Here is a 15,913-nt window from a genome sequence, read left to right as displayed (position 1 = left end):
AGTAAATTTATACTCATTATATATATAATTATATTTACTAGCAATATCACGTTATAATTCTTATTGATCTTTTTTGTTTATAGTAGCTTGAGCTGCAGAAATTCTAGCGACAGGAATACGGTAAGGTGAGCAAGATACATAGGTTATACCGATCTTGTCAAAGAATTGGATCGACTTAGGATCACCACCAACTTCACCACAGACACCGATTGGTAACTGTTTGTTAGTTTGACGGCCACGATCAACGGCCATTTTCATCAATTCTCCGACGCCTTCAATATCGACTGATTGGAAGGGATCATTAGGCAATATACCTTGTTTGATGTATTCAGGCATGAATGAACCGACGTCATCACGAGAATATCCGAAGGTAAGCTGAGTTAAATCGTTGGTGCCAAAACTGAAGAAGTCTGACACTTCAGCAATTTGATTGGCAGTTACACAGGCTCTAGGCATTTCCATCATCGTACCAACTTGGTATTCGACGTCACTTGATAACTCTTTGATCTGATTTTCGACCAGATTTCTGACCCATTGCATTTCTGCTTTAGAATCTGTTAAGGGAATCATGATATGTGGCTTGATCTCGATCCCTTCATCTTTTAGACGTAAGACGGCATTAATGATCGCACGGACTTGCATTTGATAAATATCTGGGAAAGTGACTGCTAGACGATCACCACGATGCCCCAGCATAGGATTGAGTTCTTTGAGTGAGTCAATACGATTTTCCAGATCTTCAGTAGTTTCATTTAATTCATCAGCTACTAACTTGATTTCTTTAGTATCGTGAGGTAAAAATTCGTGTAAAGGTGGGTCCAAAAGTCTTACAGTAACGGATTTACCAGCAGATAATTTATATATTTCATAGAAGTCGTTTTGTTGCATAGCAAGTAATTTTTCAAGCGGATCTTTTCTACCAGTGGCGTCTTTGGCCAAAATGAGACGTCTCATTTGTAGAAGTCTTTCAGCCTTGAAGAACATGTGCTCAGTTCTAGTTAAACCAATTCCATCAGCATCAAAATCGAGTGCCTTTTGGAAATCTGCAGGTGTATCAGCATTAGTGTAGACACCCATGTCACTTATTTCCTTGGCCCAATCTAGTAGGATTGAAAGATCACCCTTAATAACAGCCTCACTAGTAGGGATCTGACCGGAATAGATTTTACCCTTAGTACCGTCAACTGAGATCCAATCACCAGGCTTGAGGACCGTATCGTTGATCTTAGCGACTTTATTTTTGTAGTCCACTTGTAGTTCATGTGCACCGACAACACCGGTAGAACCCATTCCTCGGGCAACGACAGCAGCGTGAGATGTCATACCACCACGAGAAGTTACGATAGCCTCACTAACGACCATACCCTCTATATCTTCAGGTGAAGTATCTTGGCGAACTAAGATAACTTTTTGATGTTTGTCGTCGTGAGCATTTTTGGCCTCTTCAGCCGTGAAATAAATTTGTCCACTAGCGGCACCAGGTGAGGCAGGAAGTCCGGTCGTTAGAGATGTGTGTTTCTTTAGTTCGACTTTATCAAAATCGGCATGTAGCATTGCTGAAATTGATTCTGGGTCAATACGCTTAATAGCCGTTTTTTTGCCGATCAAGCCTTCATTAACCAGGTCAACGGCAATTTTAACAGCTGCTTCTGGAGTACGTTTACCATCACGAGCTTGTAATAAGAAAAGTTCTCCATGTTCGATCGTAAATTCAAGATCTTGCATATCTTCGTAGTGATCCTCAAGCTTTTGAGCAATTTCGGCGAATTGATCGTAAATTTTTGGCATAGATAATTTTAAAGTATCGATTGGTTGAGGGGTTCTAACGCCAGAAACAACGTCTTCACCTTGAGCATTCAGTAGATATTCACCAAAAAGGTTCTTCTCTCCAGTAGCAGGATTTCTAGTAAAAGCAACTCCAGTACCACAGTCCTCACCAGCATTACCAAAGACCATTGTTTGAACATTTACGGCTGTCCCCAGAGTTTCAGGAATGTTATTTTGTTTACGATAAACACGAGCACGATTATTGTCCCAAGATTCAAAAACTGAGTTGACTGCGGCTAGTAGCTGTTCTTGTGGATTTTGAGGGAAGGCCTTGTGAGCATCTTGGGTGTAAATCTCCTTGAAACGCTCTACAATGGATTTTAGATCGTCTGTTGTTAATTCAATGTCGGATTTGTAATTATTATCCTTTTTAGTATCAGTTAAAACTTGATCAAAGATTTCTTCAGAAATACCGTAGACTACGTTACCAAACATAGCTAACAGACGGCGATAACTGTCATAAGCGAAACGTTCGTTGTTAGTTATTTTTGCTAAAGCAACAACGGATTCGTCATTCAAACCGATATTTAAAATAGTATCCATCATTCCGGGCATGGAAATCGCAGCACCAGAACGAACCGAGATCAAGAGGGGATTAGTTTTGTCATTAAAGCTTTTATTTGTATATTCGCTTAATTTAATCAAAGCATTATCAATTTCTTGAATGAGACTGTCGCTGAGTTCATTATTATTTCTTTGGTACGCATGGCAAGCTTCAGTGGTGATCGTAAAACCCGCTGGAACGGGAAGTTTTAATCTAGTCATTTCGGCCAGATTTGCTCCTTTACCACCTAAAAGTTGGCGCATGTCTTTGTTACCTTCGGAAAAGAAATAAATTTGTTTCATCAGATATATCTCCTTAGTCATCAATATGATGTATTAAATAACAATTAGACTATATATGACATATTATATTAATGCAAGGGCTTACATAAATAAAAGCTTTCGATGTGTTAAACTTATAAAAATAATTAGAACAGGTGAATATTTTGAAAGAAGCACTTCAAATTTTAAAAAACAACAATTATAAAGTGACCAAACAACGAATTGATTTGATTGATTATTTGAGTAAGTTTATTTCAAGTTATGTTCAGATCAGTGTTGTTGACGCCTATATGCGATCATTATATCCAGGCATCAGTCACAATACGGTTTATCGAAATATTAAAGAGTTTTCAGATATTGGCTTAGTAGAATATCAAGAGAAGAATAAGACGATGATCAAGTTTCAATGTGATTTTGAACAACCACATCATCATCATTTTATTTGTTCTAATTGCGGTAAAGTGATTGAATTAAAGGAGTGTCCTATGGATTTCTTCACTAAACAATTACCAGGCTGCCAAGTCGACACACATGCTATTGAGATCTATGGTTTGTGCCCCGATTGCGTAAAAGCACAAAATGAAAAAGCCAAACCTCTTGAATAGAAGTTTGGCTTTTTGAATCTTTATTTAGGATGAAATTTTATTTTTTTGCACCCAAAAATATCCTCCCTATAAATGGGGTGTTAGATTGGAACTTCTTCATCATCGCTATTGTGGAAGAAGACTTCAATGGGAATATCATAGGTTTCGTGGAGCTTGATAATTTCCTGTTGAGTAAAGCCCAGATCCCTGTTCTTACGATGAACAGTCGATTTAGATTTCTCTAACAAGTCGGCAATGTCACTTTGCTTGATTTGGTGCATAAGACAGAAAGTTTTTAGACACTGATTATCATACATTGTAATTTTTTCCTTCGTGGAATATATTTTCCTTCAATAAGGATTACACCTATATACTAAGTTAATTTGTAGAATATTTCAACATATTTTTTTAGCAAAGTGTCGTAATTTACGCTAAAATATCATATATGAAAGATAGAGGTTATATTTGACACATGATAACAATTGGAAGATATTTAAAAACTAAAAGGTTCTTTTCAGAACTTACATTATTACAAGTAACCCATATTGCCAAAGATAAGTATGGTTATTCTACTTCTACATCAGTTTTGAGTGCCATTGAAACTGATAAGAACAAGATAATCGACGGTGAATTGCTATTCGTTCTATCAGACATTTACAATTTTGATTTGAATGAATTTAAAGAAGTCGTTATTGGCAACATCAGTAATATCAGAGAACGTAGAAAAATAAATAAATAAATTGCAGGGCCGAAGACAGGCTTGTTTTAACATACACAAAAAGGAGTGGAAAATTATTTCCCGACTCCTTTTTCTTTTAAAATTTTATTCAATTGCTTGTACTGTGAAAGCATCCATTCTTTATAAGTCTTACCTGTAGGTAAAGTTTCAGTAACTTTTAAGACGGGAATGTCGCTTTTGTGGGCCAGTTGAACAAGATTATTTACGGTCTTACTTTCGGCCTGTTCATTATAGACTAAAAATGAAACTTTCTTATTATGAAGACCATCACGCATATCTTTGACCACTTTGGGTGAGGGATCGGTTCCATTTTCGATAGCCTTTTCGAAATTTTTATCACCAACAATGAAACCCATTGCTTTAATAGAATAGTCGAAGACGGGCTCACTAACGTAAACCTCTTTATTCTTAGTTTTTTTAGCGGTTGATTTTAGTTTAGTTAATTCAGTTCTGACAGGTTTTAATGAGGCAATGTACTTTTTAGCGTTGTCTTTAAAATACTTCTTATTTTTAGGCTGCTTTTTAGCTAATTCATTAGCTAAATAGTTAGCGTATTTAGGCATAGTTTTGGGATTATACCAGAGATGTGGATTGTCACCGCTTTTTTTGTGCATAATATCTTCGCCAACTTTAATGAAAACAGCGTTACTAGAATCACTTGTTAATTTATTCATCCATGAATCGTAGCCTACGCCATTGGCTACAGTAATATCAGCACGGCTAACTTTTTTGGCAATTTCTGTTGTTGGTTCGTAATCATGTGGATCAATGGCGGGATTGTTGATGATAGCAGTGACGTTTCCCTTATCTCCAACAACAGCTTTGGCGACTTCTCCGTAAAAATCAGTCGTAGCTACTATATTTATCTTACCGTTATGATGTGTAGTTGCTTTGGCAGAACAGCTGGCTAAGAAGATACTTAGCAATGCTACACTCAAAGTCAAAATTATTCTTTTTGATTTGTTCATTTTTTTTCCTCAATAGATAATACTATCTACAATAAATGATTATTTAAAATTTGTAAACGGTAATACTTACTGTTTACAGTTATTCAATGATTTATAGTCAAGAAAGGGCTTTCATTAATTGATGGTTAGGCTCTATAATTGTTATTACTGAATAATATTTATAGTTTATGTATAGGAAAGGTAATCGACATGAAAAATGTATTAACATTTGGCGAAATGATGTTGCGTTTAAAACCATCAGCCAATAATAGAATCGTTCAATCAAATTCATTTGAGGCATCTTATGGAGGGGCCGAAGCCAATGTAGCCGTATCCTTAGCTCTTCAAGGTGATTCAGCCACATATTTAACGAAGTTCCCTGATAATTTGTTAGGAGATACCGCTTTAGGAACACTAAGAAAATATGGAGTTAACACAGATCAAATTTTACGTGGTGGGCCAAGATTAGGGATTTATTTCTTTGAAAAGGGTGCTAGTGTGCGTGGAACGACAGTTGTTTATGATCGTGCCGGAAGTTCTCTAGCTGTTTCTAAATCATCAGAATATGACTGGAAGAATATCTTTTCAGGAATTGATTATTTTTACTTTTCAGGAATAACTCCAGCTATTTCAAAAGAATTGCAAACGGCAGTTTTGGAAGCTTGCCAATACTGTAAAAACAATAATATTCAAGTTGTCTGTGATATGAACTACCGCGGCAAGATGTGGACTCCTGAAGAAGCACAATCCTTTAGTAAAAAAGTCATGCCGTTTGTAAATATTTGCTTAGTTCATGATGAAGATTTTGAAGCTAGCTTAGGAATCAAGAGTTTTGATGGAGATATGAGTCGTGGTATCGAACAAAAGGATAGTTTCAAAAAGGCAATGAAGCAAGTTTCTGAACTGTATCCTAATTGTCATACAGTAGCTAGCGTATTGAGAAATATTTACTCAGTAGAAGACAGTAAATGGTCGGCCCTTATGATCAGGGATGGTGAATTTTATGAGAGTCCGGTTTATCAAGTTCATGTTTATGAAGGTGTTGCTGGTGGAGATGCTTTCGGTGCAGGATTGATGCACGGATTCTTGAATGACTTCAAGGGACAAGAACAAGTCAACTATGCAATTGCTGCCAGTGTATTGAAATTGACGATCGGTGGCGATCTCAACCTAGTTAGTGAGTCAGAAATTCGTGACGTTATGAAAAAAGACAGCGCTACAGCGATGAAAAGATAGTCTAAACATTCTATAACACACAAGATTATGAAAGTGTTACCATGTATATCATGTATTTTGTTATTGTAGTTAATTAAAACAAAGTATATAATCTTTTGGTCTAGACAACTAGAAACCATATCAGAATGGTTAAGTAATTTGAAATTTTTTAAGAAAAGAGTGATTTTTTGGGTGTCTTGTTAGCGCTTATTCCGGCTTTAGGTTGGGGAATACAACCCCTTATAGCTAGTAAAGTTGGAGGAAGCCCTTCGAATCAAATTTTTGGTACAGGATTTGGTTCATTAATTATAGGCTTGTTTATTTATACCATGTATGGAAGCGTATCTGGAATCAATTTCTGGATCAGTTTTGGAGCCGGATTCTTGTGGTCATTGGGTCAAGTAGGTCAATATATTTCCTTTACTCAAATCGGTGTCACGAGAACTATGCCAATTACGACTGGGTTACAAGTCGTTGGTACTTCATTGATCGGAATTATTATTTTCGGTGAATGGAGCGGCGATACGGCTAAGTTAGTTGGACTACTTGCAATTCTTTTGGTAGTTATTGGTGTTACGTTTACCGCCATCACGGATAAAAAAGCTGGTAATTCAACTTCTGGTTCTTTAGCTAAAGGATTGGCCGTTTTAGTGCCAACCACTGTTGGTTACTGGGCATACGGAGCACTTCCAAAAGCAGTCTCTGCTTCTGGGTTACATCTGTTTTTCCCAGAAATGCTAGGTATTTTTGTTGGAGCACTTATTTATAACTTGATCATGACTAAAGGTAAGAGCTTCGTTCAAAAAGAAAGCTGGTTAAATGGATTGATCGGACTAGACTTTGGTGTTTCTTCATTAGCATATATTTTCGCAGCGCAGGCAGCTGGTGTAGCATCCGCCTTTGTTATTACGCAATTGAACGTAGTCGTTGCAACTTTGGGTGGCTTGTTGATCTTACATGAGACTAAGACACCGAGGGAACTTAAATTTACACTATCAGGATTAGTATTAATCGTTGTAGGTAGTGTTATGACAGCATTTTTATAAAAAATAACAGACAAATCCTGAAAAGGGTTTGTTTTTTTGCCATTTCGTTCTTCGGCTCGTTTTGATTTTAGTATATTAATAATGTGTAGAAAAAATCCCTGAATATACAGAATTGATTATAAATTCTGCATATTCAGGGATTTTAAATTTTCTATAATAATTACTCAAGATCGGAAGCGATAAAAGTAAAACTTATGCATGTTCCTCAATTGCATCTTGGACTAATTTAAATTCGCTCTTCAACTCGTCAAGTGTCATTGGATATTCAATAGCAACTGGAATGTCAGGTGTAACAGCATTGATTAGATTCTTCCAGTTTGTAGCACCTTTATCTAGGAGAACTGTACCTTTGTTTTGAATATTCTTTAGATGAAGAATAGTAACGTAGCTACTTAATTTTGCCATAGCTTTTTCAGGATCTTCATCGATCCAATACCAGTTACCAGCGTCAAAAGTATATCCGATAGGCAAGTTCGCCTGTTGGATCTCTTTGTTGATAGCTAGTACATGATCCATATGCCCGTGGTCGTTTTGTTCGTTTTCAATTGTTAATTGAACTGAATATGGCTTTAGAATATTCTTTAATTCAGCAATTAATTCATCTGTTAAAGTGTTAATTTCTCCCAAGCTGATTTTCAGTGATCCAATTGAATATTTTGTTGCTAGATCAAGATAACTAATTAAGTTTTCGTTGACTTTATTTTCTACAAATAATTGTTCAGGAATTGAGAAGTACAATACCCAGTTTTGTGCTTGTGCAAGATCTTTTAAGTCTGATAGTTCTTGGTCGCGGTCATCACCGAAGAATTCTCCACGAACTTCAACACCATCGATACCCAAGTCAGTGATTTTCTTGATCATGTCTAATTGTGATGCACCATTCTTTACATCATTTTCAAATACGGCTGTATTAACCAAAAGTTTTGTCATTGTAATTCCCTCCAAGTTGCTTGATAAAAAGTTAATAGACTAACTTTATACCAAGAAAACTTTTATGTAAACGCTTTCTATTAAATCGGTTTAGTTTTCGTGAAAAGTTTCTCATTAATAAACTTTTTCAGGCAATTTTTGCTTTACATTGTTTAATGCAACCAGCAGGTACTATTATTTTATGATGGCGGTATCTAAACTGTGAGTAGTTAAAGGGGATTATTATGCAAATGGGGGAACAATTACAAAGACATAGAAAAGAACATGGAATGTCTCAAGAAAATTTGGCAAAGCATTTACATATTTCAAGACAATCTATTTCCAAATGGGAAAATGGAACGTCACTGCCAAGTTTTGCTAATGTCGTTGCGATCAGTGAACTATTTGAAGTCTCTTTAGACGAATTAATCAAAGGAGATTCACAACTTATGGATCGATTAGAACACAGCACAAAACTAAATAAAGCTTATATAATCGTCGTTACAAGCGTTACCTTATCCGTTATAGCGTATGCGGTATCAACTAGCATTTATTCAATCTCACAAGTAACACTGGAAAATGTTTTATTTTTACCAATTATGGCTAGTTTCATTTGTTTGATGTTCAGTATCAAATGGAAAGAATTAGAAAAGTCCATTACTAAATGGACAATGTTATTTGGTATTCTTTGGTTGACACTATTATTGTGGCCGGCATTTTATGATTTTATCGCCGGTTTTGTGTCAGGATGGAATGCGGGCTAATAAGGGCTTAGAAACGTTATCTAATGAGGTGTCTTATTATTTGATAACAAGTTATAAACTGTGTAGGCCACCGTTTGTACAATCGCTATGAGAATAAAAATCCCTACCCAGATAACCAAACTGCCTAATTTCAATGTCGACGTATTACTTGTTCCAGCAGAATTTATGGAATGAACAAAGATAACCACAACTCCGATAGCAAAAATAACAATCCAACTTAGACTTAACGTACGCCATTTTGACATAAATATCCCTCTACTGATTTTATTTAATAGTTAAATTGTAGGGTCTAACAGCAAAAAAACAAGTAATTCATAATTTTTATAAAATTTTAAATCAAATTTGTAATGGTTATCCTTTGCCAAAAAAAGTGGATGGTGTAACAATGTGACCATTAAACTATTGGGAGTTTAATCATGAAGAAAATATTGGCAATTTTTCCAACTCTTGTCTTAATTGTTATATTTATAATGGGGATTTTTATGTACAGTACCAACCAAAAATTGGCGATCAACTACTTGGTGGTCAGCGTTGCGGGAACCTTTATCTATACCCCGGTGGCGCTTTTCATAAGTGGGATTGCTTCAGAAGGTTCAGGAGACTTTGTTAAATGGAAACAAATCTCTACTAAACTTAAAGTATATTATCTGTATCTGGCGGGAATCTGGGTAGTAGATATAATTATTGCAATGTATTTTATGACGCATAACTAAAAAATAAAGCTGAGGGAAATAATTCCTCGGCTTTATTTTTTTTGTGTAATTCCTAGTTTTACTTGGCATTCTGGACATAGTCCGTAAACTTCCATGTGATTTCCAGAAATCATATATCCAGAAATTTCAGCGGTTTTTTCTTCTAGAGTTTTTTCATCTTTGTCAAAACCTGGATATGTTACATCAACAATTTTTCCACAATTAGTACAGATAGCGTGATAATGCGGTGTCCCAAAGTAATCATAGTGGGTACTGCCATCGCCATTTTGCAATTCAACAACTAAACGATGATCTACAAAGGTATTAAGAGTGTTATAAATCGTAGAAGAACCCATATTCGGAAGCTCTTTGCTTAGAGCGTCACGGATAGTTTCAACTGTAGGATGATTATGATGACTGGCAAGATAGGCCAGAATAATGTGGCGCTGTGGAGTGACACGTAACTTATGGTCCTTTAACAGTTTCAAAGTGTCCTCCATGACAGAACTATTTGTCATAAGCAGTCTTCCTTTCTAATTTGGAATCATTACAAGTTAATTATAATACCTATCTAATAAAAATATCAATTATTGATTCTTATTGGAATAAAGTTAGGAATTTGGTTTTAAATGTTTACTTTCACTTAAAAATGAATTATTATGAATTCGTTAGCAGATGAGAATAATTCCAATATAGAAATGATTACAAAGTAAGAGGTGAATGGAATGCAAAAATCTAAAAAAACTAGAAGTCTAGCTGAAAAAATCAACGTCATGCGTGCCAGTGTCATGGGTGCCAATGATGGAATCATTTCAGTAGCCGGTATCGTTATTGGTGTTGCAGGTGCTGGAAGTAATAATTATGCTATTTTTCTAGCCGGTATCGCTGGTATGCTAGCAGGAACTATTTCTATGGCAATGGGTGAATGGGTTTCTGTTAGTACCCAACGTGATAGTGAAAAACGAGCCATTGAGAAAGAATCAGCTGCTTTAGATGGTAATTACGATGGTGAATTTGAATTTATTCAGAATAAGTATCAAGATACAGGAATTTCAGAGGAGCTTTCCTTAAAGGCTACTAAAGAAATGATGAGCGACGATCCATTAGATGTTGCTGTACGTGAACGTTTTGGATTTAACCCTAAAGAAGAAACTAGTGCTATTGCGGCTGCTATTGCTTCAATGATCTCATTTCCAACTGGATCGATTTTACCATTAGTTTCTATTACTTTATTTCCAGCTCAAATGCGTGTTGTTGCTACGGTAATTGCAGTTGTGATCGCATTGGTCATAACTGGTTATACTGCCGCATATCTTGGCAATGCCAACAGGTTAAAGGCGGTCTTTAGAAATGTGGTTTCAGGGTTATTAACAATGATTGTGACATACCTAATCGGTACGTTATTCGCACATTAAAGGAGTGATAAGAATGATGAAAGCAATAAACTTTCCCAAACAAAAAAAGAGTAAGAAGACAATGGCCGAACGTTCAAACACTTTACGTGCCGGGGTTTTAGGTTCAAATGATGGAATCCTTACAGTTGTTGGTGTTCTATTTTCAGTTGCCGTTGCAACAACAAATCAATTTACAATTTTTATTGCCGGCTTGTCTGATCTTATTGCATGTGCTTTTTCAATGGCTTCTGGCGAATATGCATCAGTTAGCTCCCAAAAGGATACAGAAAAAGCAGCTATTGAAAAAGAACGTGAATTAATTGAGACAGATTATCAATCAGAGTTAAATGTTGTAGCTGATTATTATGTTGATCGTGGTGTTTCTAAAGCAACTTCTCTAGAGATCGCCGGTGAATTGATGAAAAAAGATGCCTTAGGAACAGTTGTAAAAGTTAAGTACGATTTGGATCTGGGACACTACATGAATCCGTGGGATGCGGCTTTTTCTTCACTAGTTGCTGCATCATCAGGTGGTATTTTCCCATTAGCAGCAATGACACTCTTGCCAGTTTCATTGCAGTGGCCAGGTACAATTTTAGCCGTTACTTTATCCGTTGCTTTAACAGGATTTTTGAGTGCTAAATTGGGTGACGGGCTTGTTAAAACAGCCATCATTAGAAATGTTATTGTCGGCATTATTACTATGATCATTCACTATTCTGTTGGTTTAATGTTATAGATCATTTTGCTGATATCACAACAAAAGAAATTATTCAAAACTATAGGTTATCTGGTATTTTAACTATTAGTAGTTAGATTCTTTTATAAGAGTAAAAAGGAGTTATTTACAACTTCATAGTTGAAGTAGAAATAGCTCCTTTGATTTGTGTTCAAATGGCTAATACTATTTATGATAAACTTAAATTGGCATATAAGAATTCTAGTTAAGTCAACTACCCTTAACGGAAGTAGAGAGCTTGTAAGAACTAGTGCGACGAATTTCACTTATTGTACCAATATCAGAACATATGTTACGTAAAAAAAGGAAGTACCACAAATTATATTTTAGAAAGGCAGTCTCATAAAAACGATAATTCCTCCCGGCATTGAACTACTGGGTTTCCTTATCTTGAGACTCTTATGAATAAAGAAAAATTGCGCAGATTTAATGACAGTGAAGCCTTTTTTACGTGTCCCATCTGTGATGAAAACCTTAGTTTGGAAAACAATAGTTTAGTTTGTTCAAATGGTCATAATTTTGATATTGCTAAACAGGGTTATGTTAATTTCTTACTGAATATGAAACAACAGAAAAATTATGATAAGGCCAATTTTGAGAATCGTGGTTTGATTCTGAAAGATGGGTTGTACGATCATATTTTAGATAAGATAGTAGAAATAGTTAAAGATTTGCCTATTGAGACGATTCTAGATGCGGGATGTGGTGAAGGATATTATTCACGCGAGATCCAAGAACAACTTAATAAAACTCTTTTGGCTTTTGATATTTCAAAGGATTCTGTACAATTGGCCGCTAGAAATGATACTAATAATGCCGTTAAATGGTTTGTTGGTGACTTAGCTAATTTGCCGATGCAAGATAATAGTGTCGATAGTATCCTGGATATTTTCTCACCAGCTAATTATCATGAATTCCACAGAATCTTGAAGAGTAATGGTCATTTGATCAAAGTTATTCCAGGAGAAAAACATCTGACTGAACTTAGACAGCAAGCTAGTGAATACTTAAGGAGTGAAAGTTACTCTAATCAAAAAGTTCTCAGTTATTTTGAAGAACATTTTCAAACTGTTGACGAGATCAAAGCAACTAAAACTTACCCTGTTTCAGAAGATGAGAGGTCGGCCTTTATCAATATGACCCCATTATTATTTAATGTTGATAAGGATAAAGTTGATTGGACTAATGTTAATGAAATAACCGTTGACTCTACAATTTTAATTGGTAAGGCATAGTTTAGATTTTAATTGTTGAAGTTACTGGATAATTCATGAGTAAAAAAATAATCTGACAATTTGTCAGATCATTTAGTTTTGAGCAATAAATCTAGTGAGTTTTGTAAATTAGATAATTGTTGTTCGTTAACGCAATTAACGTTGCTGCGAATATTTTGGGCAATAACCTGTTTCATGGCTTTGTCGACACCAGATTTGACAGCGGATAATTGAACTAGTACCTCATTACAAGGACGACCGTCATCCATCATACGTAAAATGCCATCTAATTGACCACGCGATCTTTTAATTTGGCTAGTTATTTTTTTATTTGCAAGTTCTTCAGATTCTTGAGACATATCAGCCTCCTTAAATAATTAATATAATTGATATTATACCCAGACGGGTACCGTACATCAAATTATATGCTGATATTTCTTTTAAACAATAGTAAACAAATTAATTGATATAATTTACCCTAGGGGGTATATTGTTAATTGAAGTAAGATATAGGTAAAGGGGAGACTTTTAAATGAGCAAAATTAAAGAGATTTCTGACAAGACTTTTAACGACGAAACAAGCACCGGCTTAGTAATTACTGATTTTAATGCTGACTGGTGTCCTCCATGTAAGATGATGAATCCAATTCTGGAAAAATTATCTGAAAGCGATCAATTGGGTGACAAGATCAAGTTCACATCAATGAATGTTGATAAAAACCCACAAACGCCCAATAACTTCGGAATTCAGGGAATTCCAACATTCATCGTTAAAAAAGATGGTGAAGTTGTTGGCAGAATGGTTGGCTATCAACCAGAAACTAAGTTCCGCAAGGCTTTAGAACAATACATGTAATAAATAATTTAACGTTAATGCAAAACGACCAGTAATCAAATTCGATTACTGGCCGTTTTTATTTTAATAGGTATTATTTGTATAGTAAGTTTTGTCTAATCCGTGAGTGTCGTAATCAGTATTACTATCATCTTCAAAGAAGGATTTATTTTGCTTATTTAATTTAGTTTCGGTATTAGATACGGTATCTTTTGGTAAACCTAGATTCTCGCGTAATTCATCAGAAGATTTTTGCAATGTACTAGTAGGTAGAACTTGATATGAGCTTCCATTTATCCAGGCGGATTTCCCTTGAAGTTGATGTGATTTGATACTTTTACCACTATTGTGATATTTCATTGGGAATTCCTCTAATTGTTTATCGGTTAAATCAGTGCTTATATCTGGACCTAATTCTTTGATCAATTTTGGTAAATGAATCAAATATTTAGGTTGAGCCATCTTTTTTACAACAGCTTTTAAAACCTGTTGCTGACGAATCTGGCGACCGTAATCACCACGAGGATCTTGATAACGCATCCGAACATAGGTCAAGGCCTTAGTACCATTAAGATGATGGGTACCTTTAGGAACAGTTACACCGTCAAAACTAACTTTCATGTCAGACTTTATCGTAATACCACCAACAAAGTTGACAGTTTTCTTGAGTGCTGCCATATTGATTGCAACACTGTAATCGACTGGAACATTTAACAATTTACTTACTGTATTTTTAGCCATTTTAGATTTTCCGATATTATAGGCGGCATTGATTTTTTGAACGTTTTTAGTTTTATCGCCAACCATCTCGGCAACGGAATCTCTTGGAATAGAGTAGATAACAGATTTTTTGGTTTTGGGGTTCAAAGTAACTAGCATCATAGTATCGGAATTACCGCGGTCAACACGGCCATCAGTTCCGGTGTCGGCGCCTAATAGTAAAACTGATATAGGTTTATCTTGATCGACTTTTTGTGAGACGCTATTTTTCCCAGTATCAACTGACTTCAGAGCTTCTTTATTTTGATGAACGTATATCCCTAAAATTACTGCTAATAAAGCAATGATAGAGACAATAACAATCATAATTCGTTTAAAAATTTTCATAAATTACCTCAATAATTAATCTTAGTATTACATTATAATATAATTACTAAGCATTACAAGGTAATTTGTTAATTAGACTATCTGTTATCATCTATTCTATGGTAAATTTTGAAATAATATAAAGGGGTTGAGGAAATGAAAAAAATTTATTTTATTTGTACTGGTAATTCATGTCGTTCACAAATGGCAGAGGGATTTGGTGAAAAATATTTAACGAATTGGCAAGTTAAGAGTGCAGGCGTTGAAACCCACGGTCTAAATCCAAAGGCTGTTCAAGTTATGGTCGAAAAAGGTGTCGATATTTCAGATCACACATCAGACCTGATTGACTTGGACTACTTCAATAGTTGTGACTTGATCGTAACTCTTTGTGGTGATGCTAGGGATCGGTGTCCAGTTATCCCTAAAAATGTGGAACACATCCATTGGGGACTAATTGATCCGGCTCAGGCCAAAGGTTCAGAAGAAGAAATATTGAAGGTATTTCGAAAAGTTCGTGATGAGATCGAGATAAAGGTTAAGGAGCTAATCTAAATGAGTAAAATGGCACAAGTTTTATTGGTTATTGATATGCAGAATGAATTAAATGGTTGCTATCTTTTTGATGATTTATTGGCCGATATTAATAATCGAATTGATGATTATCGTCAAAATAATTTGCCAATAATTTTTATTCAACATAATGACAGCGACTTGATCAAGGGTAGTGAAGAATGGGAATTTGCAAGTGATTTGAATAGGAAAGACGATGATCTAGTAGTAGAGAAGACGCATGCTAATTCTTTTTATCACACAGAACTCAATGATCTTTTGCGAGAAAATAGTTTGAAGACAATTGAAATTTGTGGAGCTCAAACAGAATATTGTTGTGACACGACGATCAAGATGGCACATGGATTGGGCTATAAAATTCTCATACGTCCGGATATGACGACAACGATGGATAACGATTATTTGAGTGCCGAGGATACAATTGCCTTTTATGAGAGCATTTGGAATAAACGTTTCGTTTCATTTATTTAAGATAGGCGTTTATGACAGTCTAAAAGGTCTACAATGATACTAAATCAGAGAAC

At 35.4% G+C, this 15,913-nt stretch carries 20 protein-coding genes; 12 read left to right on the top strand and 8 right to left on the bottom strand.

Annotated features, from left to right (window positions below; translation table 11 throughout):
- Positions 1 to 60: 60 nt before the first annotated feature.
- Positions 61 to 2,673 carry a pyruvate, phosphate dikinase gene (ppdK, locus tag EKM64_RS07010; protein ID WP_125677009.1) on the bottom strand — a complete coding sequence of 871 codons (2,613 nt, stop codon included), beginning with the start codon at positions 2,671 to 2,673 and terminating at the stop codon, positions 61 to 63.
- 140 nt (positions 2,674 to 2,813) lie between these two features.
- Here ppdK and EKM64_RS07005 point away from each other — a divergent pair, with 140 nt between their 5' ends.
- Positions 2,814 to 3,257, top strand: a complete 444-nt coding sequence (locus EKM64_RS07005; RefSeq protein ID WP_164505320.1) for a Fur family transcriptional regulator — start codon at positions 2,814 to 2,816, stop codon at positions 3,255 to 3,257.
- Between the two features lie 80 nt (positions 3,258 to 3,337).
- Here EKM64_RS07005 and EKM64_RS07000 read toward each other — a convergent pair whose 3' ends face one another.
- Entirely contained in the window at positions 3,338 to 3,517 is a 180-nt protein-coding gene (locus tag EKM64_RS07000; RefSeq protein ID WP_164505317.1) for a hypothetical protein, read from the bottom strand.
- Positions 3,518 to 3,708: 191 nt separating this feature from the next.
- Here EKM64_RS07000 and EKM64_RS06995 point away from each other — a divergent pair, with 191 nt between their 5' ends.
- Positions 3,709 to 3,975: a hypothetical protein gene (locus EKM64_RS06995; protein ID WP_125677003.1), complete on the top strand. Its 267-nt coding sequence runs from the start codon at positions 3,709 to 3,711 to the stop codon at positions 3,973 to 3,975.
- A gap of 53 nt (positions 3,976 to 4,028) precedes the next feature.
- On the opposite strand, the gene EKM64_RS06990 is transcribed toward EKM64_RS06995, so the two are convergent.
- Positions 4,029 to 4,943 carry a metal ABC transporter solute-binding protein gene (locus EKM64_RS06990; protein WP_125677001.1) on the bottom strand — a complete coding sequence of 305 codons (915 nt, stop codon included), beginning with the start codon at positions 4,941 to 4,943 and terminating at the stop codon, positions 4,029 to 4,031.
- Positions 4,944 to 5,132: 189 nt separating this feature from the next.
- Here EKM64_RS06990 and EKM64_RS06985 point away from each other — a divergent pair, with 189 nt between their 5' ends.
- Positions 5,133 to 6,158, top strand: a complete 1,026-nt coding sequence (locus tag EKM64_RS06985; RefSeq protein ID WP_125676999.1) for a sugar kinase — start codon at positions 5,133 to 5,135, stop codon at positions 6,156 to 6,158.
- Positions 6,159 to 6,325: 167 nt separating this feature from the next.
- A complete protein-coding gene (locus EKM64_RS06980; protein WP_125676997.1) occupies positions 6,326 to 7,183 on the top strand; it encodes a GRP family sugar transporter in 858 nt (285 codons plus the stop codon).
- Between the two features lie 192 nt (positions 7,184 to 7,375).
- Here the strand turns inward: EKM64_RS06980 and EKM64_RS06975 are convergent, their stop codons facing one another.
- On the bottom strand, positions 7,376 to 8,113 hold the full coding sequence (locus EKM64_RS06975) for a sugar phosphate isomerase/epimerase family protein (RefSeq protein ID WP_125676995.1): 738 nt from the start codon (positions 8,111 to 8,113) through the stop codon (positions 7,376 to 7,378).
- 230 nt (positions 8,114 to 8,343) lie between these two features.
- Here EKM64_RS06975 and EKM64_RS06970 point away from each other — a divergent pair, with 230 nt between their 5' ends.
- Entirely contained in the window at positions 8,344 to 8,856 is a 513-nt protein-coding gene (locus tag EKM64_RS06970; protein ID WP_164505316.1) for a helix-turn-helix domain-containing protein, read from the top strand.
- Positions 8,857 to 8,876: 20 nt separating this feature from the next.
- Here EKM64_RS06970 and EKM64_RS06965 read toward each other — a convergent pair whose 3' ends face one another.
- Complete coding sequence (locus tag EKM64_RS06965) at positions 8,877 to 9,101, bottom strand: DUF3923 family protein (RefSeq protein WP_125676991.1); 225 nt, start codon at positions 9,099 to 9,101, stop codon at positions 8,877 to 8,879.
- 171 nt (positions 9,102 to 9,272) lie between these two features.
- Between EKM64_RS06965 and EKM64_RS06960 the strand changes: the two genes are divergently transcribed.
- Positions 9,273 to 9,569 (top strand): LasU family protein, encoded by a 297-nt coding sequence (locus tag EKM64_RS06960; protein ID WP_125676988.1) that lies wholly within the window; start codon positions 9,273 to 9,275, stop codon positions 9,567 to 9,569.
- Positions 9,570 to 9,601: 32 nt separating this feature from the next.
- Here EKM64_RS06960 and EKM64_RS06955 read toward each other — a convergent pair whose 3' ends face one another.
- A complete protein-coding gene (locus tag EKM64_RS06955) occupies positions 9,602 to 10,066 on the bottom strand; it encodes a Fur family transcriptional regulator (RefSeq protein ID WP_125676987.1) in 465 nt (154 codons plus the stop codon).
- A gap of 207 nt (positions 10,067 to 10,273) precedes the next feature.
- On the opposite strand from EKM64_RS06955, the gene EKM64_RS06950 reads away from it, so the two are divergent.
- The 3 genes from EKM64_RS06950 (at position 10,274) to EKM64_RS06940 (ending at position 12,916) form a co-directional block, all read left to right on the top strand.
- Positions 10,274 to 10,963, top strand: a complete 690-nt coding sequence (locus tag EKM64_RS06950; protein WP_125676985.1) for a VIT1/CCC1 transporter family protein — start codon at positions 10,274 to 10,276, stop codon at positions 10,961 to 10,963.
- A 13-nt stretch (positions 10,964 to 10,976) separates the two neighbouring features.
- Positions 10,977 to 11,681, top strand: coding sequence for a VIT1/CCC1 transporter family protein (locus EKM64_RS06945; RefSeq protein ID WP_377769747.1), 705 nt, complete (start codon positions 10,977 to 10,979; stop codon positions 11,679 to 11,681).
- A gap of 401 nt (positions 11,682 to 12,082) precedes the next feature.
- Entirely contained in the window at positions 12,083 to 12,916 is an 834-nt protein-coding gene (locus EKM64_RS06940; protein WP_125676983.1) for a putative RNA methyltransferase, read from the top strand.
- 68 nt (positions 12,917 to 12,984) lie between these two features.
- Here EKM64_RS06940 and EKM64_RS06935 read toward each other — a convergent pair whose 3' ends face one another.
- Positions 12,985 to 13,254, bottom strand: coding sequence for a metal-sensing transcriptional repressor (locus EKM64_RS06935; protein ID WP_125676981.1), 270 nt, complete (start codon positions 13,252 to 13,254; stop codon positions 12,985 to 12,987).
- Positions 13,255 to 13,427: 173 nt separating this feature from the next.
- On the opposite strand from EKM64_RS06935, the gene EKM64_RS06930 reads away from it, so the two are divergent.
- A complete protein-coding gene (locus EKM64_RS06930) occupies positions 13,428 to 13,751 on the top strand; it encodes a thioredoxin family protein (protein WP_125676979.1) in 324 nt (107 codons plus the stop codon).
- A gap of 63 nt (positions 13,752 to 13,814) precedes the next feature.
- Here the strand turns inward: EKM64_RS06930 and EKM64_RS06925 are convergent, their stop codons facing one another.
- Positions 13,815 to 14,837 (bottom strand): LCP family glycopolymer transferase, encoded by a 1,023-nt coding sequence (locus EKM64_RS06925; RefSeq protein ID WP_125676977.1) that lies wholly within the window; start codon positions 14,835 to 14,837, stop codon positions 13,815 to 13,817.
- 135 nt (positions 14,838 to 14,972) lie between these two features.
- Here EKM64_RS06925 and arsC point away from each other — a divergent pair, with 135 nt between their 5' ends.
- The gene (arsC, locus tag EKM64_RS06920) at positions 14,973 to 15,371 is read left to right on the top strand and encodes an arsenate reductase (thioredoxin) (protein ID WP_125676975.1); all 399 of its coding nucleotides are present in this window, start codon (positions 14,973 to 14,975) and stop codon (positions 15,369 to 15,371) included.
- Complete coding sequence (locus tag EKM64_RS06915; RefSeq protein ID WP_125676973.1) at positions 15,372 to 15,860, top strand: cysteine hydrolase family protein; 489 nt, start codon at positions 15,372 to 15,374, stop codon at positions 15,858 to 15,860. It abuts the gene before it with no gap.
- The last annotated feature ends 53 nt before the right edge of the window (positions 15,861 to 15,913 follow it).

This window comes from Companilactobacillus keshanensis (genome assembly GCF_003946205.1).
Classification (GTDB): domain Bacteria; phylum Bacillota; class Bacilli; order Lactobacillales; family Lactobacillaceae; genus Companilactobacillus; species Companilactobacillus keshanensis.
Note: the sequence above shows the minus strand (reverse complement) of the source record. Positions and strands in the feature narration are given on the sequence as shown.